This is a genomic window from Tsukamurella sp. NPDC003166 (genome assembly GCF_040611135.1).
Lineage (GTDB): Bacteria > Actinomycetota > Actinomycetes > Mycobacteriales > Mycobacteriaceae > Tsukamurella.
Genome location: NZ_JBEXNL010000002.1, coordinates 318113 through 343574, shown reverse-complemented (window position 1 = coordinate 343574; position 25462 = coordinate 318113). Strand labels below are relative to the sequence as shown.

The following is a 25462-nucleotide window of genomic DNA, read 5'->3' as shown; positions in this document are numbered from 1 at the left end:
GGCTTCTCCTTCGTCAGGCCGCGCGGGCCAGGTCGGTGGGGCTCAATCCGTCGAGTGGGAGCATCGTGGCCCCGAGGGCCGCCGCCACCTTCGCGGCCAGCCCCAGCCGAACCATGGACGTCTCGCAGTCCACGACCACGCACGCACGGGCGTCCGCGTGCAGGCCGGCGGCGGCGGCCAGCGCCCGCGGGAGCGGGTCACGGCCGGCGGTCGCGCGGCCGTCGGTGAGCAGCACGACGAGCGGCCGCCGGGCGTCGGGCCGCAGATCCTCACGGCGCAACAGCTTCCGCGTCTCGATCAGCCCCTCGGCGAGCGGGGTGCGGCCGCCCGTGCGGGCGCGGGACAACCGCGCGACGGCCACGTCGACCGACCGGGTCGGCGGGACCAGCAACGTCGCTTCGGCGCCGCGGAAGCCGATCACGGCCACCTTGTCGCGCCGCTGGTAGGCGTCGCGGAGCAACGAGACCGCGGCCTCGCCGACCAGCGCCAGCCGCTCGCGTGCCGCCATCGACCCGGAGAGGTCCACGACGAAGACGACGAGGTTGCCCTCGGTCGCCTCGCGCACCGGGGACCGCAGGTCGGACGGCGCGAGGCGCAGCGGCCCGGCGGCCCGGCCACGCGCGGCCTGTTCGGGCGCGGCCGCCCGCAACGTCGCGGCGAGGTGGAGGCCGGAACCGGTGCCCGCCGGCGCGGCGCGGACGACGCCACCGCGATCCGAGCGCGTCTTGGAGCGGCGTCCCGTCGCTCCGCCGGTCCCGGTGCCGGGCACCGTCAGCTTCCCGACGGTGCGGTGCCGCGCGGTCGAGAGCGGGGCGCCGCCGGCCGCCGGTTCCGGTTGCTGTTCCTGCGATCCCGCCGAGTCGGGCCCGGACAGCGGCGGCTCCGGGGCGTCGCCGCCTCCCGGGCCGTCGGGATCGGGATCCGGTTCGGGCTCCGGGTCGTCGTCGGCGCGGGCGTCGTCGAAGGCGCGGTCGAGCTCGGTGTCGTCGAGGCCGGGCTCGTCGAAGGGGTCGCGGCGCTTGCGGTGCGGCAGTGCCAGTTCCGCGGCGACGCGGACGTCGGCCTCGGTGACCTCGGCGGCGCCGCGCCACGCGGCATGCGCCAGCGCGGCACGCGCGATCACCAGGTCGGCGCGCATGCCGTCGACGTCGAAGGCGGCACACACCGCGGCGATGCGGCGCAGCTCGGCGTCGGGCAACGCGACCCGTGGAAGCCGGTCGCGGGCATCGGTGATACGGCGGGCCAGGTCGGCGTCGGCGTCGGCGTACTCGGCGGCGAACGCCGCGGGGTCGGATTCGAAGGCGAGGCGTCGGCGCATCACCTCGACGCGCACGTCCACGTCCCGGCTCGCGTGCACGTCCACGGCGAGCCCGAAGCGGTCGAGCAGCTGCGGGCGCAGCTCGCCCTCCTCCGGGTTCATGGTGCCCACCAACACGAACCGGGCGGGGTAGGCGCGGGAGATCCCGTCGCGCTCGACGGTGACGCGCCCCATCGCGGCGGCGTCGAGCAGCACGTCGACCAGGTGGTCGGAGAGCAGGTTGACCTCGTCGACGTAGAGGATGCCGCCGTCGGCGTCCGCGAGCAGGCCGGGCGTGAAGTCGACCGCGCCCTCACCTAGCGCGCGGTGCAGGTCCAGCGAGCCGACGACGCGGTCCTCGGTGGCGCCGATGGGCAGCTCCACGAGGCGGGCGCGGGCACCGTCGGGCCGGGCGGGCAGCAGCGGAGCGAGCGCTCGCGCGGCGGTGGACTTCGCGGTGCCCTTCTCGCCGCGCACGAGCACGCCGCCCACGGCGGGCGCGATGGCGCACAGTGTCAGCGCGAGCCGCAGCTCGTCATGGCCCACGACCGCGCTGAACGGGTAGCGGTCAGTCACGTGCCGGCCTCCTCATCGGGACGTGCGGGATCCCGTCCTCGACGAATTCGTCTCCCTCGCGGGCGAATCCGTACTTCGCGTACATCGGTTCCAGGTGGGACTGCGCCTCCAGCAGGCACGCCCGGTCGCCGAGCTCATCGAGCGCGGCCGCCATCAGCAGGCCGATCAGCCCCTGCCCACGGGCCGACGGTGCCGCGCACACCCGGCCGATCCGGGCCAGGCCCGGACCCTCGTCGGTGAGCCGGACCGTCGCCACGACGTCACCATCCGGGCCGGTCCGGGGGGCACCGTCGGGCAGCCAGAAGTGCACGGTCGACGGGTCGAGGTCCCGCCCGTCGACGTCCAGCCAGGGGCTCTGCTGCTCGGCGATGAACACCTCCGCGCGCAGCTTCAGCAGCGCGTACAGGGTGCTCGCGTCGAGTGCGTCGCCGGTGGCGCGGCGCACGGGCTCAGCCCTGCGCGTCGGCCCCGACGCCCGGGGCCAGCTGCAGGGTGCGGTTGGTCCAGTCCCAGACCTGGGTGAACAGCTGCTGGTTGTCGTTGAGGGTGGTGCCGTACGACGGGATCATCTCCTGCAGCAGCGGCTTCCACGCCTGCATGTGCTTGGGGAAGCACTTGCCGAGCACGTCGAGCATCGCCGGAACGGCGGTGGAAGCGCCCGGCGAGGCGCCGAGCAGACCGGCGATCGACTCGTCGTCGGCGGCGATGACCGCGGTGCCGAACTCGAGGTTGCCGCCGCCCGGGCCCTTACGAATGACCTGGACGCGCTGACCGGCGGTGATGAGCTCCCAGTCGCCGCCGGTCGCGCGGGGCACGAACTCGGACAGGGTCTTGACGCGGTCCGCCGGCGACTGCAACAGCTCGCCGATGAGGTACTTGGTCAGGCCCATCTCCTTGAGGCCCACGGCCATCATCGGCAGGAGGTTGTTGGGCTTCACCGACAGGGGCAGGTCGGTGTACTGGCCCGCCTTGAGGAACTTCGGCGAGAACCCGGCGTACGGGCCGAACAGCAGACCCTTGTTGCCCTCGATGACGCGGGTGTCCAAGTGCGGCACCGACATCGGGGGCGCGCCCACGGCCGCCTTGCCGTAGACCTTGGCGGCGTGATGGTCGATGAGCTCCGGGTTGCTGCAGCGGAAGAACTGGCCCGAGACGGGGAACCCGCCGAAGCCCTTGGCCTCCTTGATGCCCGACTTCTGCAGCAGCGGCAGCGCGCCGCCGCCGGCGCCGACGAAGACGAAGCGGGCGTCGACGTACGACACCTCGTGGGTGCGCAGGTTCTTGATCGTCAGGCGCCAGCCGTCCTTGGTGCGCCCCAGGTTCGTGACCTTGGTCCCGAAGTGGACGGCGCCGCCCTTGCCGACGTAGTTGATCAGCTTCTTGGTCAGCGAGCCGAAGTCGACGTCGGTGCCGCCCTCGTACCAGTTCACGGCTACCGGGTCACCGAAGTTGCGGCCCGCGGCCATGATCGGCAGTCGCTCGCTGAAGGTGGCCGGGTCGGTGAAGAACTCCATGCCCTCGAACAGGGTCTGCCCGGAGAGCGCGTCGTAGCGCTTGCGCAGGTATTCGACGTTGTCCGCGCCGTGCACGAAGCTGGCGTGCGGGATGGGGTTGATGAAGTCCGACGGGTCGTCGAGGACACCGGCGTCGACCGCGTACGACCAGAACTGGCGCGAGACCTGGAACTGCTCGTTGATCGTGATGGCCTTGGAGATGTCGACGGAGCCGTCGGCGGCCTGCGGGGTGTAGTTCAGCTCGCAGAGCGCGGAGTGTCCGGTACCCGCGTTGTTCCACGGATCGGACGACTCGGCGGCGGCGGCATCGAGCGCCTCGAACACGCTGACCGACCAGCTGGGCTCCAGCTTCCGGATCAGGGTGCCGAGCGTGGCGCTCATGATTCCCGCTCCGACGAGCGCGACGTCCGTGCTGATCACGTTACGGGCCATCTGGTAGTTCACTCCTCGACGTGGGGCGGGGCCCGCAGCGCGGGTCCCCCTTCTGGGCGAGAACCTTACTCCGGGGCCTTCGACCGGGACGGGTGAGGTTGCACCAGGTGCGAGGACCGCCAGACGCGGCGCACAAAACTTGTCAGTCCGACGCGACATGATCGGGCCATGACGAACAGCGCGGTGTGCATCCCCCAGTGAGCCTGCGAGCTAAGCTGGGGGACCATCGAGCAGGGAAGGAACATCATGACGACGACTGAGGCGGCACGGTTGTCGAATGCCGACATCTCGGACTACGCGGAACGCGTCGGCCGGGATAACGACGTGTACGACGACGGCAAGGTCGACCTCGACCGTCTCGTGACGATGTTCGGTGGCCGGATCGAGTACCGCGACAGCGTCGAAGCACTGCACGTTCGGGATGCCGGAGACTTCACCATCTTCGTCCCGCAGTTCACCTCGTCCGCGCGCGACCGATTCACTATCGCCCATGAGTTGGGGCACTACTTCCTGCACTATCGATTTGCCGGCCACTCTGACGAGCGGACGTTCGGAAGGGGGCAGCGAAATCGCGCGGAGACGGAGGCAAATGTCTTCGCTTCGGCTCTACTCATGCCCAAAGACGAGTTCCGTCGACAGTGGCGGGCGAGCGCGCAGGACGAGTGGAAGGTCGCGAACTACTTCGACGTCTCTCCCGCTGCGGCGAAGGTGCGTGCGCAGGTACTCGACCTGTCGTGAGTGCTCCCCCGAAGGCGCCCGGACCGGTGTCGAAACTGTTCTTGTCGTGCGACCTCACCGGCTCCACCGCGTTCAAACAGCGTCCCCGTAGCTCTGGCGACACACCGTGGCAGAAGGTCTTCCTCCAGTTCTATCGTGAGTTTCCGCAGCGCCTGTACGCGCAACAGAGACAGCTCGATGCCGACAACCTCCAGTTCGATCTGTGGAAGGCGGTCGGCGACGAGCTGATCTTCACCTGCGACGTGCAATCCGAGACCGATATCTGTGTGGCGGTCGACGTGTGGATCGCCACACTGCGCGCGTACAAGGCGAGCAACCTTCAGGCGGAGGACCGATCCGGTCTCGGCGTGAAGGGCGGGATCTTCCTCGGCACGTTTCCGGGACCTGACTCTGAATCGACAATCCCGCTCAAACCCGGCACCGAGTCGTCGGGGATGGACGTCGTCACCCTGAACTCACTGGCGTTGACGGCCGGCGATCGGGACACCTCGCTGTATTTGTTCGACTACTTCGGTCCGAGCATCGACACCGGGTTCCGTGTCACCAGCAAGTGCACCGCGCGGTACCTCACTCTGTCGGTGGAAGTCGCCTATGCACTCGCGCTGATGCACCCCGTCCCGCACTCCGACGGCAAATACTGCTACCCGGATCTCAAACTGATGGACAGCATCGAGCTGAAGGGGGTGTGGGGTGGACGTGACTATCCGGTGTTCGCGATTGATCTGGATCATGACGACGCCGTGCACCTCGCGATGTCCAAATTTCTGCCGACCACCGCATCGCCCGAGGATGTACAGAAGCTCTGCGAAGCGTGTTACACGAGCGACGGCTGGCCGTTCCTGATGTACCTACCCGACTCGGCGCTCGGAAGGTTCGCGATTCCCCCTGTTGATCCGCTCGAAGGGCTGACAGAACGCGCCCCGGACCCACTCTCGGGTGGCGAAACCGTGCCAGACGAGGCGAGTGACACCGTGAAGTACGTCCCCAGCCAGGTGCCCACGCGACCTGTTGATGGAAGCGGACGGACCGATGAGCGACGGACCGTGCGAATGCTGACGTCGCCCAGCACCGCACTACAGTGAACCCGTGGCGACCACTGAGCTGACCTACTCCCCCGACATCCTCGGCGACGACTACGCCGCCCACACCTTCGAGCTGGGCCCGGACCCGGACGGCGAGCCGGGCGGCGACATCGTGGCGACGCTGGTCAAGCACGTCTCCGGTCCGAAGGATCCGCACCACGCCGTGCTGTGGGTGCACGGCTTCTCGGACTACTTCTTCCAGACGGCGGTCGCGGAGTTCTTCGCCGACCGCGGCTACGCCTTCTACGCGCTGGACCTGCGCAAGTGCGGGCGCTCGCTACGGGAGGGCCAATCGGCGCACTACGCGACCGACTTCACGGTCTACGACCGCGAGCTGGACCTCGCGGTCGCGGCGATCGAGCAGGAACATCCGGGCCTGGGCCTCGTGGTGGCGGCGCACTCCACCGGCGGCCTGATCACCCCGTTGTGGCTGGATCGGCGCCGCAAGGCCGGCCGGACCGCCCCGATCGTGGGCCTCGTTCTCGACAGTCCCTGGTTCGATCTGCAGGGCTCGGTGGTGCTGCGCGAGGTGGCGACGCCGGTGGTCAAGCTCATCGGCAAGGCCGTCGGCACCCGCCCCGTCCCGGTCGAGGCGGTCGGCGTCTACGGCCAGACCATCCACGTGAGCGAGCACGGCGAGTTCGATTTCGACGTCCGCATCAAGCCGGTCGAGGGCTTCCCGGTCCGCTTCGGCTGGCTGCGCGCGGTCCGCGTGGCGCACAGCCTGCTGCACCGCGGCCTCGACATCGGCGTCCCGTCGTTGGTCCTGCGCTCGACGAAGAGCTTCGCCCCGAAGGAGTGGAGCGAGGAGGCGGGCCGCGCTGACGTCGTGCTCGACACCCGGCAGATCGCCAAGTGGTCGGGCGCGCTCGGCGGCCGCCTCTCCGTGGTCCCCGTCGAGGACGCCAAGCACGACGTCTTCCTCTCCGTGCAGCCGGCGCGCGAGCGCGCGTACGCCGAGCTGGGCGCCTGGCTCGCCCGGGAGATCGAGGCCTGACATGGACGAGCAGGTGTTCGACCTCGTCATCATCGGGTCGGGAGCCGGAAACACCATCCCCGACCACCGCTTCGACGACCGGACCATCGCGATCGTCGACCGGGGCATGGCGGACACCGGCGCGTTCGGCGGCACGTGTCTCAACGTGGGCTGCATCCCCACCAAGATGTTCGTGTACCCCGCAGATGTCGCCGACGAGGCCCGCACGGCCGCCCCGCTGGGCGTCGACGCCGAGGTCACCGGGACCCGCTGGTCGGACATCCGGGACCGCGTGTTCGGGCGGGTCGACAGGTACGCCGCCGGCGGCCTGCGGTACCGGGTCGACACGTGCCCCAACATCACCGTCTTCCAGCAGGAGGCGCGGTTCCTGCCGGATTCCGGTGACGGGCTGCACCGCCTGGAGCTCGGTGACGGGACGGTCGTGGCCGGACGCGATGTCGTCATCGCCGCCGGCTCGCGGCCCGTGATCCCGCCCGTGTTCACCGCCGGCTCGGCGCCGATCCACACCAACGACACGATCATGCGGCTCGACGCACTGCCGGGTCACGTCATCATCGTGGGCGGCGGCTACATCGCCGCGGAGTTCGCGCACGTCTTCGCCGGGCTCGGGGCACGGGTCACCGTCGTCGCGCGGGGCGAGCGCCTCCTGCGCTCGCAGGACGAGACGATCTCCGAGCTGTTCACCGAGCTGGTCTCCGAGAAGTGGGACGTACGGCTGGGCACCGAGGTGACGGCCACGCGCGCCGTCGGCGACGGCGTCGAGGTCGACCTCACGGACGGCTCGACGGTGGCCGGTGACGCCCTTCTCGTCGCGACGGGACGCACCCCCAACGGCGACACGCTGGCCACGTCGGCCATCGGGATCGAGCTCGACGGTGCCGGGCGCATCCCCGTCGACGCGCACCAACGCACGCCGGTGCGCGGCGTCTGGGCGCTGGGAGACGTGAGCACGCGGTTCCCGCTGCGGCACGTCGCCAACCACGAGGCCCGGGTCACCGCGGAGAACGTGCTGTCCGGCTGGGACACTCCGACCGCGACCTCGGACCACCGGTTCGTTCCCGGCGCGGTGTTCTCACACCCCCAGGTCGCGTCGGTCGGACTGAACGAGGCGGTCGCCCGCGCCGAGGGCATCGACGTGGCCGTGGCCGTGCAGAAGTACGCCGATGTCGCCTACGGGTGGGCGATGGGCGATGTCGCGGGCGTGTGCAAGCTCGTCGCGGACCGCTCGACGGGACTGCTCGTGGGCGCGCACATCGTGGGGCCGCAGGCGTCCACACTGATCCAGTCGGCGATCACGGCGATGTCCTTCTCGATCCCGGCGCTCGAGTTCGCACGGGGACAGTACTGGATCCACCCGGCGCTGCCGGAGCTCGTGGAGAACGCACTGCTGGGGCTGTCGAAGGACGGCTAGCCGGATCAGTTCCGGAGCGTGCGCAGCGCGATCTCGGAGGCCAGGGCCGCAGGGGCGCGCAGCGGGAGCCAGTGGTCACCGTCGGGCACCTCGGACAGGCGGTAGTCGGCCCGGAGGTAATGGGCGGTGCCCTTGGCCTGCGCGGCCCCGGCGATCGCGTCGCGATTGCCCCACACCAGCGTCGTCGGGACCTCGATGACGGGGCAGTCCAAGCCCTCCCCGCCGGGGATGAGGTTGGCGCGGTACCAATTCAAGGCGGCGGTGAGCGCCGGCTCGTCGGCCAGCGCCTCGATGCCGCCGCCCGGTGCGGTGGCCAACAGCGTGCGCGCGTTGTTGTCGAGCAGCGCCTTCTCCGCGACGCCGGCCTGCAGGAACAGCTCGAGGTACCGGGAGCGCTGCCGCTGATCCTGATCGGTGGCCATCGCCGCGCCGAACGCCGACGGATGACCGAAGGAGACGGCGGTCAGGCTCATCGCGCGCAGCGGGTAGGCGGCGGCGAAGTGCCACGCGACGGTCGCACCCAGACCGTGCCCGACGACGTGCGCGTACGGCACCTCCAGCGCGTCGAGGATGCGGGCGGCGTCCTCCGAGAGGTGTTTCATCGTGTACTGATCGGCGCCCAGCGGCCGGGCCCCGGCACTGTAGCCGCGCTGGCGCGGCGCGATCGTCCGCAGGCCCGCCTCGTGCAGACGTTCGCGGACCTGGTCGAAGCACTCCTCGGTCTGCGGGAACCCGTGCAGCAGCAGAACGGGTACGCCGTGCTCAGACCCCCCGAGCGACACGTCGAAGGTCCACGAGCCCGCGGGCACCTGCACCGTCTGCGCTGAATCGATCCCCATGACCGGTAACGCTAGTCACTGATGATCCGGATGGACGGCAGGATCGCCGAAAACGCACCCCCGGAACGCAGTGGATGCAGAACCGCATCGACATCGCAGTGCTCCTCGATCGCGTCCGCGATCACGTCGAGCTGGGCGAGCCGGGCACCGTCGTAGCTCGCCCCGGGCCCCGGCGGAGCGGTGTACCGGGCCCCGAAGGTCCGGGTGAGGTAGGCGCGACGGAACTCGTCGGAGCCGAACAGGCCGTGCCAGTGCGTCCCGAGGACGGCCTCGCGCAACGCCCCCTCCGGCCCCTCGGGGCCCTGCAGCGCAGGACTTTCCGTGGTCCGGACGACGGTGCCGTGATGGATCTCGTAGCCCGCTGCGGGCACACCGAGGCCGGTCCCCACGACGTTCCGAACGGTCTTCCCGGTCGCGAACTCGACATCGAGGTCGAGGATGCCCAGGCCCTGAACTCGGGTTCCCGCGGGCGCCTCGACGCCGTGCGGATCCACAATGGTGCGGCCCAACATCTGGTAACCACCGCAAACCGCGGCCAACGGGGCCCGCGTGTCCGCGCGGCGTCGCACCGCGTCGGCGAGGCCGGTGTCCCGGAGCCAGGCCAGGTCGCCGACGGTGCTCTTCGTGCCGGGGAGCACGACCAGGTCGGCGGCGAGCACGTCGGCGGGGCGGGTGGTCCAGCGGACCGTCAGGCCCGGCTCGACGGCCAGCGCCTCGACGTCGGTGGTGTTGGAGACGCGGGGCAGGGCGATCGCGGCGACGGTGATCGGGTCCGCGGCGGTCGAGCCACGGCCGACCAGGTCGGTGCCCAGGGCGGCGAGCGAGTCCTCGGCGTCGAGCCAGAGATCGGTGAGGTACGGGAGCACGCCGAACGTGGAGCGGTTCGTCAGGTTCTTCAGCTGCCTGAGGCCGGGTTCGAGGAGCGAGACATCGCCGCGGAACCGGTTGACGACGAAGCCGTACACGAGGCGCTGATCCTCGGGCGGCATCACCGCGACGGTGCCCGCGAGGTGGGCCAGCACTCCCCCGCGGTCGATGTCGCCGACGATCAGCGTCGGCAGGTCCGCGGCGCGGGCGAGGCCCATGTTCGCGATGTCGGTGGCGCGCAGGTTGATCTCGGCGGGGCTGCCGGCACCCTCGCAGAGCACGACGTCGAAGTCCTCGCGGAGTTCCTTCAGGGTGGTCGTGACCTCGTCGAGGAGCCACTGCCGGCGGGTGATGTAGTCGCGCGCGCCCACGTCGCCCGCCGGCCTGCCGTGCAGGATCAGTTGGCTGCGCCGGTCGCTGCCGGGCTTGAGCAGGACCGGATTGAACCGGGTCGACGGTGCCAGACCGCACGCGAGGGCCTGGGTCGCCTGGGCGCGGCCGATCTCGCCGCTCGTGCCGTCGGGCTCGACCGTGGCGACGGAGTTGTTGGACATGTTCTGCGCCTTGAACGGGGCGACCCGCACGCCCCGTCGGGCGAGCAGACGGCACAGTCCGGCCGTGACGGTGGACTTCCCGGCGTCGGACGTGGCGCCGGCGATGAGAAGGGCGCCGTGCAGCTCCATCGGCTAGGCAGCGACGGAATCGCTCGGCAGGGTGAGGATCTCGGCGCCGTCGTCGGTGACGACGAGGGTGTGCTCGAACTGGGCCGTCCACTTCTTGTCGGTGGTGGCCACCGTCCAGCCGTCGGACCAGATCTCGTAGTCGAGGCCGCCGAGGTTGATCATGGGCTCGATGGTGAAGACCATGCCGGGCTCGAGCACCGTCTCGACGTTGGGCTCGTCGTAGTGCAGCACGACCAGCCCGTTGTGGAAGGTCTCGCCGATGCCGTGCCCGGTGAAGTCGCGGACCACGGTGTAGCCGAAGCGGTTCGCGTAGGACTCGATGACGCGGCCCACCACGTTGAGCTCGCGGCCGGGCCTGACCGCCTTGATCGCCCGCATCGTCGCGGTGTGCGTCCGCTCGACGAGCAGGCGGTGCTCCTCGGAGACGTCACCGGCGAGGAACGTGGCGTTGGTGTCGCCGTGCACGCCGTCGATGTACGCGGTGACGTCGATGTTGACGATGTCGCCGTCCTCGATCACCGTCGAGTCCGGGATGCCGTGGCAGATCACCTCGTTGAGGCTGGTGCAGCAGCTCTTGGGGAATCCGCGGTAGCCCAGCGTCGAGGGATACGCGCCATGGTCGAGCATGTACTCGTGCGCCACCCGGTCCAGGTGATCGGTGGTGACGCCGGGCGCCACCTCGGCGCCCGCGGCCTGCAGCGCGTCGGCGGCGATCCGCGAGGCCACGCGCATCTTCTCGATCGTCTCCGGCGTCTGCACCCACGGCTCGTTGCCCTCGTCGGCGCGGGGCTTGTCGACGTACTCGGGCCGCACGATCTTCGCCGGGACGGCCAGACGGGGTGAGACGGTGCCGGGAACCAGTGCAGCGCGGGTCATCGCACCAGCGTATCGGGCGCCCGACGGTGCCCGGCGCGGGGAGCGGGCCCATGCTCGCCGCGGCGGCGCACTCCCGGGCGTCGGCGGTGTTCGCGCGGGCGCTCAGTTCGGGACGGCGGCGACCGGCGCGTCGAACCGGTCGAAGAACTCCTTCGTGACCGCGACCGCGTTGTCGGAGCTGCCGCCGAGCACGAGGAGGGTGGCGAAGGCCAGGTCGCCGCGGTAGCCGACGAACCAGGCGTGGGAGCCCCCGTCGACCTCCGCCTCGCCGGTCTTGCCGAGCACGTCGCCGGCGCCGCGGATGAGCTCGGCGGTGCCGGAGGCGACGACCTCGCGCATCATGGCCCGCACCCCGTCGACGGCCTTCGGATCCAGCGGGGGCCGCTCCCCGTCGACCTTCGTGGGCTTGCCGAGCATCAGCTGCGGGGTCACGGCGCCGCCGTGCGCGACGGACGCGGCCGCGAGGGCCATCGAGAACGGGCTGACCAGGACCTCGCCCTGACCGAAGCTGTCTTCCACCTGGTTCACCATGGCCTTCGGCAGCGGGTACTGGCCGGACGAGACAGGGAGCGCGGCGATCGTGTACTCGGGCCCGATGCCGAGCTCGGCGGCCGCGGTGTGCAGCGCGTCGGGCTTCATCTTGGCACCGAGGAACGCGAAGCTGGTGTTGCACGAGCGGGCGAAGGCGCGCTGCATCGTGACGTCACCGAGGGAGAACTCGTTGTAGTTCGGCACGGACCGCTCGCCGATCGTGATGGTGCCGGGGCACGGGACGATCGTGTCGGGGGTCGCGAGGCCCGTGGAGATCGCCGCGGTGGCCGTCACGATCTTGCCGGTGGAGCCGGGCGGATACAGACCGGAGGTGGCGAGCGAGCCCAGCTTGTCCGCTTCGGGGTTCTGCGCGACGGCCAGCACGTTGCCCGTGGACGGCTGGATCACGACCATCATCGCCTGCCGGTCGCGCCGCGTATCGACTGCGGCCTGCGCCGCCGCCTGGGCCAGCGGCGAGATGCTCACGGTGGCCGCGGACGCCGTCTGCGGCGCCGTCGAGGCGAGGGTCGTGACGCGTGCGCCGGTGTCTGCCTGCGCGATCACCTCCCAGCCGTCCTTGCCCGCGAGGTCGCCCGTGACGTTCTTCTTGATCGACGACATCAGCGCGGGCGCGAAGGTGCGGTCGGTGGGCACGAGGTCGGCCTGCTCGACCAGCGTGACGCCGGGAAGCGCGGTCACGTCTCCGGCGAGCTTGCGCAGGTCGGCCTGATTCACCGAGGCCACCACGTAGGGCGCACGCAACGAGGTGGCCTGCTCGGTGATCTGCACCGGGTCCAGACCGGGAACGATCGGCTGCAGCGCGCGCACCAGCTGCCCCGCGACGTCGAGCACGGTCGTCGGCGCGGGGACCTTCGACGCGTCGAGCCGGATGCGATTGATCACGCCCGGCACGAGCACCGCCCCGCCGGACGCGGAGTTCACCGGCGCCTTGGTCGCGGCGAGCGAACGCAGCACCATGGTCTGATTGGCGCCGAGGCGCGGGTGCAGCACCGTCGGCGCCCAGCGCACCTTCCACTGCCCGTTCTCCTGGATGCTCGTGAGCGATCCGCGGTAGTCCCAGGTGCGGCTGGACCGACCCGCGTCGGCGGGTAGGTCCCACACGTACTCGTACTCGACCTCGCTGGTGGCGCCGGTGGTGCGCACCTGACCGACCTTGATCTGCACACCCCGGGCCTGCAGGCCGTCGAACGCCGCGCGGAGCGCCGCCTTCGCGGCGTCCGGGGAGGTCGTGAGCGCCGCGGCACCGTCGAAGTCCTTGTCCGCGAGCGCGGCACCGAACCGGACCGCGACGGGGCCCGGGCCGTTCGTGTTCGCGGGGGCGCACGCCGAGGGCGCGATCATCGCCACGACGACCGCGACGATCACCACCAGACGGGCGCGTAGCTTCTCCACGCCGCAAGGCTACGACGGGGCACCGACAGTTCCGGTGCGCCGCGCGGGGCTGTGACCATTGGGGCTCAGGTGACCGAGAGGCCACCGTCGACGCAGAGGTTCTGCCCGGTCACGAACGCCGAGCCCGGGCCCGCCAGGAACACCGCCGCGGCCGCGAAGTCCGACGGTGCGCCGAGCGTCCCGGTGTGCGCGCGGCGCCGGAAGTACTCGGCACGTTCGGGATCGGCGAGCACGGCGGTGGTCATGGGCGTCGCGACGAGGCCCGGTGTGAGCGAGTTCGCCGTCACCCCGCGCGGCGCCCAGGCCTCGGACTGCGAGCGGGTCAGGCCCGCGATCCCGGCCTTGGCGACGCCGTAGGCGCCGCTGTTGCCGAAGGCGCGGTGCGCCTGCGTCGACGCGACGTTGATGATCCGGCCCCAGCCGCGCTCCGCCATCCGCGGCCCGTAGTGCTGGCCGAGTTGGAAGGGCGCGTCGAGGTTCACGGCGAGGATCTCGCGGTAGAGCGCGTCGTCGATGGCGGCGAGGGGCGGGCGGGGATTGCTGCCCGCGCAGTTGACGAGCACGTCGACGGTGCCGCCCTCCCCCAGCCGCGCGTCGACCTGCTCGATGAGTTCCGTTGCGCCACGCGTGAGATCCGCGCTGATCCCGTCCGGACCGAGCCGGGCCCGGTCCCGCCCGGCGCGCAGGACGCGGGCGCCGGCACCGTCGAGCGCGTCCGCGATCGCCGCCCCGATCCCCGAGCTGGCGCCCGTGACCAGCGCCGTACGGCCGGTGAGGGCGAACAGCGCAGCAGTCTGAGGATTCATGTCCGTCACCCTACGGAACCGATCGAGTGGCCGGTGCGTCCAATGAGTAAGGGGAAAGAGACGATCGGGGGAACCCATGATCAACGAGGCATCATTCGAGGGCGAGTTCGCAGTGGAGCCGCCCCTCACGACCGAGGAGCGAGAGGCGATCCTCACGCGGAGTCTGCCGGTGCCGGAGCGGGCGAAGATTCCGCGCGGCGCATGCCACTGGGTATCCAACCGGGACGGAACGGCGATCGTCTGGGATCGGGATCCCGACTTCGATCGCTCGGCGGAGTGGCTGCGATTCCTCGTTCGCCACTACCTCAAGCCGATGGGCCACGTCATCAAGGGCAAGGTCGTGGCGCAGGGGCCCGACGGTTCGCGGTCGGAGATCCGCGCGACGAAGGCCAGCGTGACGACGCGGTTCCTCAACGGCCCGATCGCGGAGGAGTACGCGTTCGTCATCGGGCCCCGCGGAAGGCGCGAGGGATACGGCTACGACTCCTACGAGCGCAGCTACGAATGTCACCACTGCGGGAGCCGTGATCCACTGAGCTACAACTATCACAACGGTTTCAGTCGTTCCGACGACCGCGACTACGGCCGCGAGTACGACGCCGCCTTCGATCGGGACCCGGACACCGAGTCCCTGTTCAACGGCCACGGTGACTCGGATCGCGAGGAGCAGCTCATGGCCGTCCGGAGCTTCTGCGCCGGCTATGCGGGTGGCTTGCACCTCGTCCAGAACATGGAAGTCCGCTGGGGCCGGTTGGATACCGAGATCTTCGCCGACGCCGACAGGGGCGTCGTACTGGAGGTCCGCAAGGGCGGGATCATGGTGATCTCATTCCCGATCGCACCGAACGCGCACCGCATCACCGATGCCTTCGACGAGGTACTGGCGTTCGCCAACGCGCTCGCCACCGAACTGCACTGGGTGGTCTGGGACCCCGCGCAGCACCTCGCCGCGCGTCCGGGAACCCGTTTCCGGGACCGAGCGATAGCCTTCCTCGAGCACGGTCGGCGACCTGAATACCCGTTTCGGTCCCGCCGAGCGGCGTAGGTCGTCGGGTCGGCAGTTGCGCGGCACCGCCATGTCGCACGAAGGGAACCGGCGTTGGCGCGAAGTGAGTCAGCTCATCACGGCTGCAAGCCAGATCCCCACCGCACAGAGCGCACCGGCGAGCTCGATGAGGATGAGCAGGCCGGCGGCCTTCGTGGCGGCCAGCGCCGCGGACCACCCCGCACGGGCGTCCCGCAGCCGCACGGCCTCGGCTGCGAACGTGCCGCCGACGAATCCGATCACCAGCCCCACGACGGGGATCACGAAGAACAGCACGATCCCGGCGACGCCGCCGACCACGAGCGACCACTTCCCGACGCCCGCCCTCGCCATCGTCCGACCGCCCACGAGGTACTTCACGCCCCAGGCGAGCACCATCACCGCGAGTGCGCCGGCGAAGACCCACCACGCGGACCCGCCGGTGACGATCGCCCAGATCAGTACTCCGAGTGCCACCAGCGTCGAGCCCGGCAGGACCGGAATCAGGATCCCCAGCAGGCCGATCGCCATCACGACGACGACGGCCACGTACCCCCAGGTGTTCACGAGGTACTAGGTAAGCAGAACGGTGGCGAAGGTCGCTACTTGGCGGAAGCCGACGCGCTCGTAGGCGCGCCGCGCTGCGATGTTGAAGCTGTTGACGTACAGGCTGGGGATCCGTCCGGAGCGTCGCACCGACTCCGCGACCGCGGCGGTCCCGGCGCCGCCGAGGCCCTGCCCACGCAGGTCGGGCCGCACCCACACGCCCTGGATCTGCCCGACGGTGCGCGAGACGGCCCCGACCTCGGCCTTGAAGGCGACCTCGGCACCGTCGAACAGGACGTACGCGCGCCCGCCGAGAATGGTGTTGGCGACGCGGCGCCGATAGGAGCGTCCCCCGTCGGTGCCGCGCGGATCGATGCCGACCTCGGCGGTGAACATGGCGATGGAGGCGTCGAGGTAGCGATCGATCTCCGCCATCCTGGCCGGCCGCACCCCGGGGTGCGGGAATCGCGAGGGCTCGGTCATCGTCATCAGTGGTTGCTCCGGACGGACCTCCCGGGCGGGACCCCAGGCCGGCTCGAGCTCCTCCCACAGCGGCATCGCGTACTCCGCGCGACCCACGATCGACGCAGCGGTCCGCGCGCCCCGAGCGGCCCTGGCGGCGAAGTACCGCATGTCGTCGAGGTCTCCCCGGAGCGGCATGAGGTTCGCACCCGAGAAGCACAGCGAGGTGCCCGCGTCGCGGTGCGTCCAGAGCTCACCGCCGAGACTGCCGGGATCGGTGCCGCACTCCTGGACGCGGCCGGCGACCATGCACGAGGCGACGGGATCGGCGTCGAGGACGGCCACCACCTTCGGCAGATCCCGCGCGGAGACCGGCCGCTCGTGCAGCATCCTCAGCACCGGCAGCTCCTCACACCTCGGGCGCATCCACTCGTTCGGCTGCGCGCACTCTCATGGCGACGGGCGGGACGTCCCTACGTGACCGTCACGACCGGCGCACCGGTCTCACTATCCCCCGACTCCTCGGCGATGCGCAGGGCTTCCTCGATGAGCGTCTCGACGATCTTGGACTCGGGCACGGTCTTGATGACCTCGCCCTTGACGAAGATCTGCCCCTTGCCATTGCCGGACGCGACACCCAGATCGGCCTCGCGCGCCTCGCCGGGGCCGTTGACGACGCAGCCCATGACGGCGACGCGCAGCGGGACCTCCATGCCCTCCAGTCCCGCGCTCACCTCGTTGGCGAGCTTGTAGACGTCCACCTGCGCGCGGCCGCACGACGGGCACGAGACGATCTCGAGCTTGCGCGGGCGCAGGTTCAGCGACTGCAGGATCGCGTCTCCGACCTTGATCTCCTCGGCCGGCGGCGCCGACAGGGAGACGCGGATGGTGTCGCCGATGCCCTCGGCGAGCAGCGCACCGAACGCGACGGCGCTCTTGATGGTGCCCTGGAACGCGGGGCCGGCTTCGGTCACGCCGAGGTGCAGCGGGTAGTCGCACTGCGCGGCGAGCTGGCGGTAGGCCTCGACCATGATCACCGGGTCGTTGTGCTTGACGGAGATCTTGATGTCGCCGAAGCCGTGCTCCTCGAACAGCGACGCCTCCCACAGCGCGGACTCGACCAGCGCCTCGGGGGTGGCCTTGCCGTACTTCTCCATCAACCGTTTGTCGAGCGAACCCGCGTTGACGCCGATGCGGATCGGGATGCCCGCAGCGCCGGCAGCCTTCGCGACCTCACCCACGCGGCCGTCGAACTCCTTGATGTTGCCGGGGTTCACGCGCACCGCGGCGCAGCCCGCGTCGATCGCGGCGAAGATGTACTTCGGCTGGAAGTGGATGTCGGCGATCACCGGGATGTTCGCCTTCTTGGCGATGATCGGCAGCGCGTCGGCGTCCTCCTGCCGGGGGCAGGCGACGCGCACGATGTCGCAGCCCGACGCCGTCAGCTCGGCGATCTGCTGCAGCGTGGCGTTCACGTCGTGCGTCTTGGTGGTGCACATGGACTGCACCGAGATCGGGCTGTCGCTGCCGACGCCGACGCCGCCTACGTTGAGCTGGCGGGTCTTGCGGCGCGGGGCCAGAACGGGGACCGGGGCTGCCGGCATTCCCAAACCTACGGACATTTCCTGCTACTCCAGTTCAGTTGAAGAGCTTGATCGGGTTGACGATGTCGGCTGTGAGGACGAGCAGCATGTACCCGCCTGCGAGCGCCAGGACCACGTAGGTCAGCGGCGCGAGCTTCATGTAGTCGACGGGGCCGCCCTTGCGCCCGGTGACCAGGTCGCGGAGCTTCTCGAAGATGATCACCGCCATGTGGCCCCCGTCGAACGGCGGCACCGGCAGGAGGTTGATCAGGCCGAGCATGAGGTTCAGCCCCGCCAGGAGCAGGAAGAACACGCTCCACATGTCGCGCTCGGCCACCTCGCCGCCGATCATCGACGCGCCGAGCAGCGACTGCGGCGTGTCGAGCCCGCGCTGTTCGCCCTTGATCGCGTCGACGAGGGCGGGGATCTTCTGCGGCAGTTGCCCGATCGCGACGACCGTGCGCTTGCCAAGATCCACGGTGAACGCCGCGGTGCCGCCGAACGCGGTGATCGGGTTGTAATGATCGATCACGCCGATCGTGCCGACACTGATACCGATGGTGGGCCCGGAGACCTCGGTGAGGTCCTTGCCGTCCGCCGTCGGGCGCCACTTCTTACTGGTCAGGGGGTCGACGGTGACGGCGCGCTCCTGCCCGTCCCGCTCGATCCCGAGCGCGATCGGGCCCGACGCGGCCTGGAGCGCGTCGAACACCGAGTCCGCGTCGACGGCCTTGCCGTTCACGGACGTGATGACGTCACCGCGCTGCAAACCGGCCTGTGCGGCGGGGCTCGGGCGACACTCGCCGAGGGGCTTGCTCGGCTGCTCCTTGGTGGGCTTGGTCGTCGCGTCGGCGACGCAGCCGGTGGCCGCGATCGCCGCCCGCGGGGTCGTGTTCATCGCCGGCAGGCCGGCGGTGACCGCCACGCCGTAGATGAGCAGCGCGCCCAGGATGAAGTTCATCCCCGGCCCGGCGAACATCACGAACAGGCGCTTCCACGCGGCCTGCTTGTACATCGCCCTCTCCTGCTCGACGGGCGTCTTGAGCTCGTCGAGCAGCGTCATGCCGGCGATGTCGCAGAATCCGCCCAGCGGCAGGGCCTTGACGCCGTACTCGATGCCGTCCTCGGTCTTGGGACGCCGCACCGACCACAGCGTGGGCCCGAAGCCGATGAAATAGCGCCGGACCTTCATGCCGGTGGCCTGCGCCGCCCACATGTGCCCGCACTCGTGCCAGGCGATCGACGCGAGGATGCACAGCGCGAACGCCGCGATACCCAGTGCGTACATCATGGGTTCCAGAATAGCTGGCTGATCAGACCAGCCCGACCAGCTGCGATGCCCGCGCCCGGGCCCACTCCTCGGCAGCGAGCACATCCGCGATGTCGCGCGGCTCGGCCTGCCACTGGGCACCGTCGGACACGACCCGCGCGACGGTATCGACGATGGCGAGGAACGACGATCGGCCGTCCAGGAAGGCCTGGGCGACCACCTCGTTGGCCGCGTTGAAGACGGCGGTGAGGCTGCCGCCGCGGGTGCCGGCGTCACGGGCGACGGCGATCGCGGGGAAGGTCGCCTCGTCGACCGGCTCGAAGGTCCAGGTGTGCGCCTGCGTGAAATCGCACGGCGTGCTCGCACCCGGCACCCGGTCCGGCCAGCCGAGGGCCAGCGCGATCGGCAGCTTCATCGACGGCGGCGAGGCCTTCGCGATGGTCGCCCCGTCCACGAACGTGACCATCGAATGCACCACCGACTGCCTGTGCACGCTCACGTCGATGCGGTCGTAGGGCACCCCGAACAGCAGGTGCGCCTCGATCACCTCCAGCGCCTTGTTGACCAGGGTCGCCGAGTTGAGCGTGTTCATCTGCCCCATCGACCAGGTGGGGTGCTGCGCGGCCTGCTCGGGCGTCACGTCGGCGAGCTCGCCGCGGGTGCGACCGAAGAAGGGCCCACCGGAGGCGGTGACGATCAGCCGGTCCACCTCCGACGGCGTCCCCGCGCGCAGGCACTGCGCGATCGCGGAGTGCTCCGAATCGACCGGCACGATCTGCCCCGGCGCGGCCCGGCGCATGGCGAGTGCTCCGCCCGCGACCAGGGACTCCTTGTTGGCGAGCGCGAGCCGCGCGCCGCTGTCGAGCGCCGCGAGGGTCGGGCCGAGCCCGAGACTCCCGACGACGCCGTTGAGCACCACGTCGGCCTCGACCGTCTCCACCAGCCGGGTCATCGCTTCGGGGCCGGTGAGGGCACCGTCGAAGCCCGCGGCGCGGGACGGATCGGCGATGCCGATGCGGGCACCGTCGAGGCCCGCGGCGCGCGCCTGCTGCGCGAGGAGGTCGACGTTGCCGCCGCCCGCGCCGAGCCCGACGACCTCGAACCGGTCCGGGTTCTCCGCGATCACCTCCATCGCCTGAGTGCCGATGGAGCCGGTGCTGCCGAGGATGAGGACGCGGGTGGTCACCACTTCAGACTAGGAGGCGTCAATCGACGAGCGACGCGGGATCCAGGTCCACCGGGAACGGAGCGTCGACGCGCAACCGCTCGCCGGGCCGGACGACCTGCGAGCGCGTGTACTCGAAGCCGTCCGGATCCGTGTGGATCGTGACGGTCCCGTCCTCGTCGACGCGCCAGTACGACGGGATCATCGCCTCCGCGCACTTCGCTGCCTTGAGCGTGCGATCGGTGACCCGTGTGGAGCGCGACGCCATCTCGACAACGAGCGCGACATCGCAGGATTCGCTCCACACGGCAACTCGGGGGGCTCCGGGTTTCAGGACCACGATGTCGGGGATGAAGTTACCGCCGGGCACCCGCACGCCGACCTCGTACAGCCCGCGGAAGCCCCGCGGCATGGCGAGGCGAAGAGCAATGAAGAGATTCCCACCAATACTCTGATGCCCCTGTGACGGCGGTGGCGTCATGAGCAGGCTCCCGTCCACGATCTCGTAGCGGTGCCCGTCGTCCGGCAACACGTCCAGATCGGACTCGCCCCAATAGTCGGGAAATGAGTAGGTCGGCTGAGCCATCTCGGCACCTCCTCTCGTGGCCGTGACGGTGGGTCGTCGGTATAACACGTTTCGTGCCGCGATCTCAGTGTAAGTGGAATCGACTACGGCGACACGGCCTCGACGGCCACCACCGCGGACACCGGGATCGGGCCGTAGACGTGCGGGAACAGCTCCTCCACGCCGGGCGCGGGCGGCTCGTACCGCACGTCGAGCCCCGTCGGGTCGATGGACAGCAGGACGAGGTCCGCGACCGGCACATCGGCGTAGAACCGCTCCCGTACGCCGCGCCACTGCTCCGCCGTCGAACAGTGCACGAATCCGACGTCCGCGAGCGACGCGCCGCGGGTCGAGACGGCGTACGCGCCGGCCGCGCGGGCGGCGTTCCAGTCGGCGAGGAGGGCCAGGTGGAAGATCACACCGCCACGCTACCCAGGATTTGTGCGCCCCTCGTACGACGCACGGTCGTAGCGGGATAGGATTCTCCCGTATCCCGGGCCCGCGCCCGGTGTGCGTCGCGGGTCGCCCCGATGCACAGCTGACGGAAGCGACGAAGGAGAACGCAGTGGCAACCACCGACCTGGAGCGTCAGAGCACTTCGAAGGTCGACGTCGCGGACGTCCCGTCGCGCGATTGGGGCTGGAGCGGCAACGCCCCCACCTCGGCGCGGATCGCCGGCGTGCTGTTCGCGGCCCTGCTGCTGTTCATGATGCACGGCAACCACCAGGGCAAGACCGAGGACATCTTCCTCGTCGGCTTCGCCGTGGCGATCCTCGGCACGATCCTCGTCCAGTGGCTGGTCACCCGCCGCCGCAAGTGGAAGTACTGAGCTACTTCTCCTCGGCGGCCAGCTGACCGCAGGCCGCCGCGATCTCCTGGCCCCGGGTGTCGCGCACAGTGCACGACACGCCCTGCGCGATCACCCGGCGCACGAACTCGTCCTGCCGGTCCTTCGGCGACGCGTCCCACTCGCTGCCCGGCGTCGGGTTCAGCGGGATCAGGTTGACGTGCGCGAACTGGCCCAGCTTCTTGCGCAGCTTCTCCCCCAGCATGTCCGCCCGCCACGGCTGATCGTTCACGTCCCGGATCAACGCGTACTCGATGGACACGCGCCGGCCCGTCTGATCGGCGTAGTAGCGCGCCGCGTCCAGCACCTCGGCCACGCTCCACCGGTTGTTGACGGGAACCAGCGTGTCCCGCAGCTCGTCGTCGGGCGTGTGCAGCGACACCGCCAGCGTGACGGACAGGCCCTCGTCGGCCAGCTTCCGGATGGCGGGCGCGAGTCCCACGGTGCTGACGGTGACGTGCCGCTGCGAGATTCCCAGCCCCTCGGGCGCCGGCGCGGTGATGCGCCGCACGGCCTGGACCACCCGCTTGTAGTTCGCGAGCGGCTCCCCCATGCCCATGAACACGACGTTCGACAGGCGTCCCGGGCCGCCGGCCACGTCACCGTCGGCCATGGCACGGGCGGCGCTGCGCACCTGGTCCACGATCTCCGCGGTCGAGAGGTTGCGGTCGAGCCCGCCCTGCCCGGTCGCGCAGAACGGGCAGGCCATGCCGCAGCCGGCCTGGCTCGAGATGCACAGCGTGGCTCGGTCGGTGTACCGCATGAGCACGGACTCGAGCAGCGTTCCGTCGTGCAGGCGCCACAGTGTCTTGCGGGTGGTGCCGCTGTCGGTGGCGATGTGCCGCACGGGCGTCATCAGCTCGGGTAGCAGCGCCTCCCCGACGGTGCCCCGCGCGCCGGCCGGCAGGTCGGTCATCGTCGACGCGTCGGCCTCGAGCCGGCCGTAGTAGTGCCGGGCGAGCTGGTTCGCGCGGAAGGCGGGCAGACCGAGGTCCTTGACCGCGGTCTTGAGCTCGTCGTCGGTGAGGTCGGCGAGGTGGCGCGGCGGCTTGCCGCGCTTGGGGGCGTCGAATACGAGGGGCAGAGAAGTGCTCATAACTCCCCCATCCTCCCACGTCAGCACCGAACCGCCGACCACGCCGATCCGCGGGTGATCCGCGCCACCGCACGTCCCCCGGCCGGGTACGTCCGGAGGTGGCAGGATGGCCGCCATGGCGAAGGACGAAGACGGCGTTCGGGACGGTGAAGAGTCGCTCGGACCGCCCGTTCCGGACGATGCGGCGGGCGGCGCGCGGCTCCCCGCCGCGCGCGAGGAATTCGACGGTGCGGGCCCGGACCCGGGCGTGTCGCCCGCATCGCAGCGCGGCGTCGACACCCGCAACGCCTACGAGCAGGTCAAGCACACGCGGTCGGCCGCACTCTGGTCCGGACTCCTCGGCGGCGCGGTGGTCCTCCTGCTCCTGCTGGTGTTCATCGTGCAGAACCAGCAGAACACCGAGATCAGCCTGATCTTCTGGAAGACCACGCTGCCGCTGGGTGTCTCGCTGCTCATCGCCGCGATCGGCGGAGCGCTGCTCGTGGGCCTCGCCGGGGCGCTGCGCATCATCCAGCTCCGGCGGGCGGCGAAGAAGCTGCAGGACTGACCCGGCGACGCCCGGAGCCAGCACGCACCCGCGACCGGGAGTCGGGGCCCGCGATGGAACGATGGTCCCATGCGCGCATGGATCGTCTGGTCGGTGGCGACTCTCGCCTATGTGATCGGCGTCCTGCAACGGACCTCCTTCGGCGTCTCCGGCACCGATGCCGCCGCACGGTACGGCGCGGCGCCCGCGACGCTCTCCGCGTTCGTCGTCCTGCAGCTCGTGGTGTACGCGGGCATGCAGATCCCGGCGGGCCTCCTGCTCGACCGATTCGGCTCTCGGCGCCTCGTGTTCACCGGGGCACTGATCATGGCCGCCGGGCAGATGACCCTCGCGCTCACCGAGTCGCTGCCGCTGGCCATCGCCGGCCGCGTCGCCGTGGGCATCGGCGACTCGCTCACCTTCGTGTCGGTACTGCGCCTGGTCCCGGCCTGGTTCCCGGTCCGCCGGATCCCCCTGGTGACGCAGCTGACCGGGATGACGGGCCAGCTCGGCCAGATCCTGTCGGCCGTGCCCTTCCTCGCGCTGCTGCACGCCGACGGCTGGACTCCCGCGTATCTCGGCGCCGCGAGCCTGGGCCTGATCGCCGCAGTCGCCGTGCTGGCGTTCGTGCGCGACGCTCCGCCCGAGAAGGTGGCGCCGAAGGTCACCGTCCGCGCTCGCGACATTCCGGGGATCCTCCGCTCCACGTGGATGCATCCGGGTACCCGGCTCGGCTTCTTCACCCACATGGGCGCGATGTTCTCGGTGACGGCCTTCATGCTCATGTGGGGCGTCCCGTACCTGACCACCGCGCAGGGCCTGTCGTCCGGCGAGGCGGGGGCGATCGTGACCTTCGGCGTGGTCGCGACGCTCGCGTCGGGCCCCGTCATCGGCTACCTCACCGGGCGGTTCCCGACCCGCCGTTCGTGGATGGTGATCGCCATCATCGTCGGCAGCGCCGCGGCGTGGACCGCAGTCCTGGTCCGCGACGAGCCCGCACCGGTGTGGTTGCTCACGGTGCTCGTCCTGGTGATCTCCGTCGGTGGTCCCAGCAGCGCGATCGGCTTCGACTACGCCCGATCCTTCAACACCTCACGGGTGCTGGGCACCGCACAGGGCATGGTGAACATCGGCGGCTTCCTCGCGAGCCTCGTCCTGATCCAGGCGATGGGCTCGATCATGGGCGCCGGCGGGGGCCTGACCTTCGACGGCTTCCGCACCGCCTGGCTCGCGCAGTACCCGCTCTGGACGATCGCGCTGATCGGCGTCGTCGTCACGCGCCGCAAGGCCCGGCGCCGCGAGGGCGTCGTGCCGCGACCCCTGCGCGAGTCCCTCCGCCGGGCGCGCTGACGCGGACCGTCCGGCCACGCGGTGTCGGGCCACGCGGTGTCGGGCCACGCGCCGGGCGGGACCGTGGACCGTCAGCTGCCCATGAGGGCGGTCAATGCCGCCCAGACCACGACCGCACTCGGCAGCAGCGAGTCCAGGCGGTCCATCAGGCCACCGTGGCCGGGCAGCAGGGTGCCCATGTCCTTGATGCCCAGGTCGCGCTTGACCTGGGACTCGAGCAGGTCGCCAAGCGTCGCGGTGATGACGACGACGGGCCCCAGCAGCAGGCCCCACAGCGGGTTCACGTCGAGCAGGAACTTCAGCACCAGCACCGCGCCGACCGCGCCCGCGACCATGGACCCGGCGAAGCCCTCCCAGGACTTCTTCGGGCTGATGGCCGGCACCATCGGGTGCTTGCCGAAGAGCACGCCCGCCGCGTAGCCGCCCACGTCCGAGCACACCACGAGCAGCACCAAGGCGACCACGCGCTGCGGGCCGCGGTCCTCCGGGAGCACCAGCATCGTGCCGAACGCCGCGAACAGCGGGATCCAGGCGAGCACGAACACCGTCGTCGAGATGTCGCGGGTGAAGGAGTTGGGCGCGGCCGTGCTCTGGTGCCCCAGCAGCCGCCAGATCATCGCGACGAGGACGGTCGCCACGAACGCCGCCAGTACCCCCTCGGGGCCGAGCGGCCAACTGAGCCAGATGATCGCCTGGCCGCCGATCAGCATCGGCCACAGCTCGAGATTCGTGCCCGCGGCGCGGAACCGTTTGACGACCTCCCAGGTGGCGAGCGCGACCGCGGCCGCGACGAGCGGCACCCACAGGTGCGGTGCGAAGACCAGGATCGCCACGATCATCGCACCCAGGCTCACGCCCACGCCGATCGCCGCCGGGAGGTTGCGCCCGGCGCTGATCTTGCGCTTCCCGGGGTCCGACGGTGCCTCGGGCGCGCCCGGAGCGGGGCTGTCGGCGCCGACCGAGTCG

Annotated in this window: 25 protein-coding genes; 8 read left to right on the top strand and 17 right to left on the bottom strand. The window is 70.5% G+C overall.

The window, feature by feature from the left end:
* Positions 1 to 13 precede the first annotated feature (13 nt).
* The 3 genes from ABZX10_RS03890 to mqo are packed head-to-tail and all read right to left on the bottom strand — an operon-like array spanning position 14 to position 3819.
* The gene (locus ABZX10_RS03890; protein ID WP_355534699.1) at positions 14 to 1873 is read right to left on the bottom strand and encodes a VWA domain-containing protein; all 1860 of its coding nucleotides are present in this window, start codon (positions 1871 to 1873) and stop codon (positions 14 to 16) included.
* Positions 1866 to 2318: a GNAT family N-acetyltransferase gene (locus ABZX10_RS03885; RefSeq protein ID WP_355534697.1), complete on the bottom strand. Its 453-nt coding sequence runs from the start codon at positions 2316 to 2318 to the stop codon at positions 1866 to 1868. Before ABZX10_RS03885 ends, ABZX10_RS03890 begins: the two co-directional genes overlap by 8 nt.
* Before the next feature lie 4 nt (positions 2319 to 2322).
* Entirely contained in the window at positions 2323 to 3819 is a 1497-nt protein-coding gene (gene mqo, locus ABZX10_RS03880) for a malate dehydrogenase (quinone) (protein WP_355534695.1), read from the bottom strand.
* Positions 3820 to 4143: 324 nt separating this feature from the next.
* On the opposite strand from mqo, the gene ABZX10_RS03875 reads away from it, so the two are divergent.
* From ABZX10_RS03875 to ABZX10_RS03860, 4 genes are read left to right on the top strand one after another with little or no spacing between them, the layout of a single operon-like run.
* Entirely contained in the window at positions 4144 to 4557 is a 414-nt protein-coding gene (locus tag ABZX10_RS03875) for an ImmA/IrrE family metallo-endopeptidase (protein WP_355534693.1), read from the top strand.
* A gap of 26 nt (positions 4558 to 4583) precedes the next feature.
* Entirely contained in the window at positions 4584 to 5639 is a 1056-nt protein-coding gene (locus ABZX10_RS03870; RefSeq protein WP_355534692.1) for a hypothetical protein, read from the top strand.
* Between the two features lie 4 nt (positions 5640 to 5643).
* On the top strand, positions 5644 to 6636 hold the full coding sequence (locus ABZX10_RS03865) for an alpha/beta hydrolase (protein WP_355534690.1): 993 nt from the start codon (positions 5644 to 5646) through the stop codon (positions 6634 to 6636).
* Between the two features lie 13 nt (positions 6637 to 6649).
* Positions 6650 to 8047 carry a mycothione reductase gene (locus ABZX10_RS03860; protein WP_355534857.1) on the top strand — a complete coding sequence of 466 codons (1398 nt, stop codon included), beginning with the start codon at positions 6650 to 6652 and terminating at the stop codon, positions 8045 to 8047.
* Positions 8048 to 8052: 5 nt separating this feature from the next.
* Here the strand turns inward: ABZX10_RS03860 and ABZX10_RS03855 are convergent, their stop codons facing one another.
* The 5 genes from ABZX10_RS03855 to ABZX10_RS03835 form a co-directional block, all read right to left on the bottom strand.
* On the bottom strand, positions 8053 to 8886 hold the full coding sequence (locus ABZX10_RS03855; RefSeq protein WP_355534688.1) for an alpha/beta hydrolase: 834 nt from the start codon (positions 8884 to 8886) through the stop codon (positions 8053 to 8055).
* 11 nt (positions 8887 to 8897) lie between these two features.
* Entirely contained in the window at positions 8898 to 10436 is a 1539-nt protein-coding gene (locus ABZX10_RS03850) for a cobyric acid synthase (protein ID WP_355534686.1), read from the bottom strand.
* A 3-nt stretch (positions 10437 to 10439) separates the two neighbouring features.
* A complete protein-coding gene (gene map, locus ABZX10_RS03845; RefSeq protein WP_355534684.1) occupies positions 10440 to 11312 on the bottom strand; it encodes a type I methionyl aminopeptidase in 873 nt (290 codons plus the stop codon).
* A gap of 102 nt (positions 11313 to 11414) precedes the next feature.
* A complete protein-coding gene (locus tag ABZX10_RS03840) occupies positions 11415 to 13256 on the bottom strand; it encodes a penicillin-binding transpeptidase domain-containing protein (RefSeq protein WP_355534682.1) in 1842 nt (613 codons plus the stop codon).
* A 65-nt stretch (positions 13257 to 13321) separates the two neighbouring features.
* A complete protein-coding gene (locus ABZX10_RS03835; protein WP_355534680.1) occupies positions 13322 to 14062 on the bottom strand; it encodes an SDR family oxidoreductase in 741 nt (246 codons plus the stop codon).
* A gap of 76 nt (positions 14063 to 14138) precedes the next feature.
* Here ABZX10_RS03835 and ABZX10_RS03830 point away from each other — a divergent pair, with 76 nt between their 5' ends.
* Positions 14139 to 15107, top strand: coding sequence for a hypothetical protein (locus ABZX10_RS03830; RefSeq protein WP_355534678.1), 969 nt, complete (start codon positions 14139 to 14141; stop codon positions 15105 to 15107).
* Positions 15108 to 15176: 69 nt separating this feature from the next.
* Here the strand turns inward: ABZX10_RS03830 and ABZX10_RS03825 are convergent, their stop codons facing one another.
* From ABZX10_RS03825 to ABZX10_RS03795, 7 genes are all read right to left on the bottom strand, one after another.
* On the bottom strand, positions 15177 to 15653 hold the full coding sequence (locus ABZX10_RS03825) for a DUF456 domain-containing protein (protein ID WP_355534676.1): 477 nt from the start codon (positions 15651 to 15653) through the stop codon (positions 15177 to 15179).
* Positions 15654 to 15659: 6 nt separating this feature from the next.
* A complete protein-coding gene (locus tag ABZX10_RS03820) occupies positions 15660 to 16493 on the bottom strand; it encodes a GNAT family N-acetyltransferase (RefSeq protein WP_355534674.1) in 834 nt (277 codons plus the stop codon).
* A gap of 74 nt (positions 16494 to 16567) precedes the next feature.
* Positions 16568 to 17716 carry a flavodoxin-dependent (E)-4-hydroxy-3-methylbut-2-enyl-diphosphate synthase gene (gene ispG, locus ABZX10_RS03815; RefSeq protein ID WP_355534672.1) on the bottom strand — a complete coding sequence of 383 codons (1149 nt, stop codon included), beginning with the start codon at positions 17714 to 17716 and terminating at the stop codon, positions 16568 to 16570.
* 16 nt (positions 17717 to 17732) lie between these two features.
* Complete coding sequence (locus ABZX10_RS03810) at positions 17733 to 18968, bottom strand: M50 family metallopeptidase (RefSeq protein ID WP_355534670.1); 1236 nt, start codon at positions 18966 to 18968, stop codon at positions 17733 to 17735.
* Positions 18969 to 18990: 22 nt separating this feature from the next.
* Positions 18991 to 20133: a 1-deoxy-D-xylulose-5-phosphate reductoisomerase gene (gene dxr, locus ABZX10_RS03805; protein ID WP_355534668.1), complete on the bottom strand. Its 1143-nt coding sequence runs from the start codon at positions 20131 to 20133 to the stop codon at positions 18991 to 18993.
* Positions 20134 to 20152: 19 nt separating this feature from the next.
* A complete protein-coding gene (locus ABZX10_RS03800; protein ID WP_355534666.1) occupies positions 20153 to 20698 on the bottom strand; it encodes a Uma2 family endonuclease in 546 nt (181 codons plus the stop codon).
* Positions 20699 to 20781: 83 nt separating this feature from the next.
* The gene (locus tag ABZX10_RS03795) at positions 20782 to 21096 is read right to left on the bottom strand and encodes a DUF952 domain-containing protein (protein WP_355534664.1); all 315 of its coding nucleotides are present in this window, start codon (positions 21094 to 21096) and stop codon (positions 20782 to 20784) included.
* 146 nt (positions 21097 to 21242) lie between these two features.
* On the opposite strand from ABZX10_RS03795, the gene ABZX10_RS03790 reads away from it, so the two are divergent.
* Positions 21243 to 21506, top strand: a complete 264-nt coding sequence (locus ABZX10_RS03790) for a DUF2631 domain-containing protein (protein ID WP_068570674.1) — start codon at positions 21243 to 21245, stop codon at positions 21504 to 21506.
* A gap of 1 nt (position 21507) precedes the next feature.
* Here ABZX10_RS03790 and rlmN read toward each other — a convergent pair whose 3' ends face one another.
* On the bottom strand, positions 21508 to 22620 hold the full coding sequence (gene rlmN, locus ABZX10_RS03785; protein ID WP_355534662.1) for a 23S rRNA (adenine(2503)-C(2))-methyltransferase RlmN: 1113 nt from the start codon (positions 22618 to 22620) through the stop codon (positions 21508 to 21510).
* A gap of 115 nt (positions 22621 to 22735) precedes the next feature.
* Here rlmN and ABZX10_RS03780 point away from each other — a divergent pair, with 115 nt between their 5' ends.
* On the top strand, positions 22736 to 23167 hold the full coding sequence (locus ABZX10_RS03780; RefSeq protein WP_355534660.1) for a lipopolysaccharide assembly protein LapA domain-containing protein: 432 nt from the start codon (positions 22736 to 22738) through the stop codon (positions 23165 to 23167).
* 69 nt (positions 23168 to 23236) lie between these two features.
* Complete coding sequence (locus ABZX10_RS03775; RefSeq protein WP_355534658.1) at positions 23237 to 24496, top strand: MFS transporter; 1260 nt, start codon at positions 23237 to 23239, stop codon at positions 24494 to 24496.
* A gap of 71 nt (positions 24497 to 24567) precedes the next feature.
* On the opposite strand, the gene ABZX10_RS03770 is transcribed toward ABZX10_RS03775, so the two are convergent.
* The gene (locus ABZX10_RS03770) at positions 24568 to 25392 is read right to left on the bottom strand and encodes a phosphatidate cytidylyltransferase (RefSeq protein WP_355534855.1); all 825 of its coding nucleotides are present in this window, start codon (positions 25390 to 25392) and stop codon (positions 24568 to 24570) included.
* Positions 25393 to 25462 lie beyond the last annotated feature (70 nt).

What these genes read in the sequence shown, in the direction of transcription:
- ABZX10_RS03850 (WP_355534686.1), bottom strand. Translation starts at nt 10,436, where the DNA reads ATGGAGCTGCACGGCGCCCTTCTCATCGCCGGCGCCACGTCCGACGCC.
- map (WP_355534684.1), bottom strand. Translation starts at nt 11,312, where the DNA reads ATGACCCGCGCTGCACTGGTTCCCGGCACCGTCTCACCCCGTCTGGCC.
- rlmN (WP_355534662.1), bottom strand. Translation starts at nt 22,620, where the DNA reads ATGAGCACTTCTCTGCCCCTCGTATTCGACGCCCCCAAGCGCGGCAAG.
- ispG (WP_355534672.1), bottom strand. Translation starts at nt 17,716, where the DNA reads ATGTCCGTAGGTTTGGGAATGCCGGCAGCCCCGGTCCCCGTTCTGGCC.
- ABZX10_RS03775 (WP_355534658.1), top strand. Translation starts at nt 23,237, where the DNA reads ATGCGCGCATGGATCGTCTGGTCGGTGGCGACTCTCGCCTATGTGATC.
- ABZX10_RS03830 (WP_355534678.1), top strand. Translation starts at nt 14,139, where the DNA reads ATGATCAACGAGGCATCATTCGAGGGCGAGTTCGCAGTGGAGCCGCCC.
- ABZX10_RS03835 (WP_355534680.1), bottom strand. Translation starts at nt 14,062, where the DNA reads ATGAATCCTCAGACTGCTGCGCTGTTCGCCCTCACCGGCCGTACGGCG.
- ABZX10_RS03810 (WP_355534670.1), bottom strand. Translation starts at nt 18,968, where the DNA reads ATGATGTACGCACTGGGTATCGCGGCGTTCGCGCTGTGCATCCTCGCG.
- ABZX10_RS03800 (WP_355534666.1), bottom strand. Translation starts at nt 20,698, where the DNA reads ATGGCTCAGCCGACCTACTCATTTCCCGACTATTGGGGCGAGTCCGAT.
- mqo (WP_355534695.1), bottom strand. Translation starts at nt 3,819, where the DNA reads ATGGCCCGTAACGTGATCAGCACGGACGTCGCGCTCGTCGGAGCGGGA.
- ABZX10_RS03855 (WP_355534688.1), bottom strand. Translation starts at nt 8,886, where the DNA reads ATGGGGATCGATTCAGCGCAGACGGTGCAGGTGCCCGCGGGCTCGTGG.
- ABZX10_RS03780 (WP_355534660.1), top strand. Translation starts at nt 22,736, where the DNA reads ATGGCGAAGGACGAAGACGGCGTTCGGGACGGTGAAGAGTCGCTCGGA.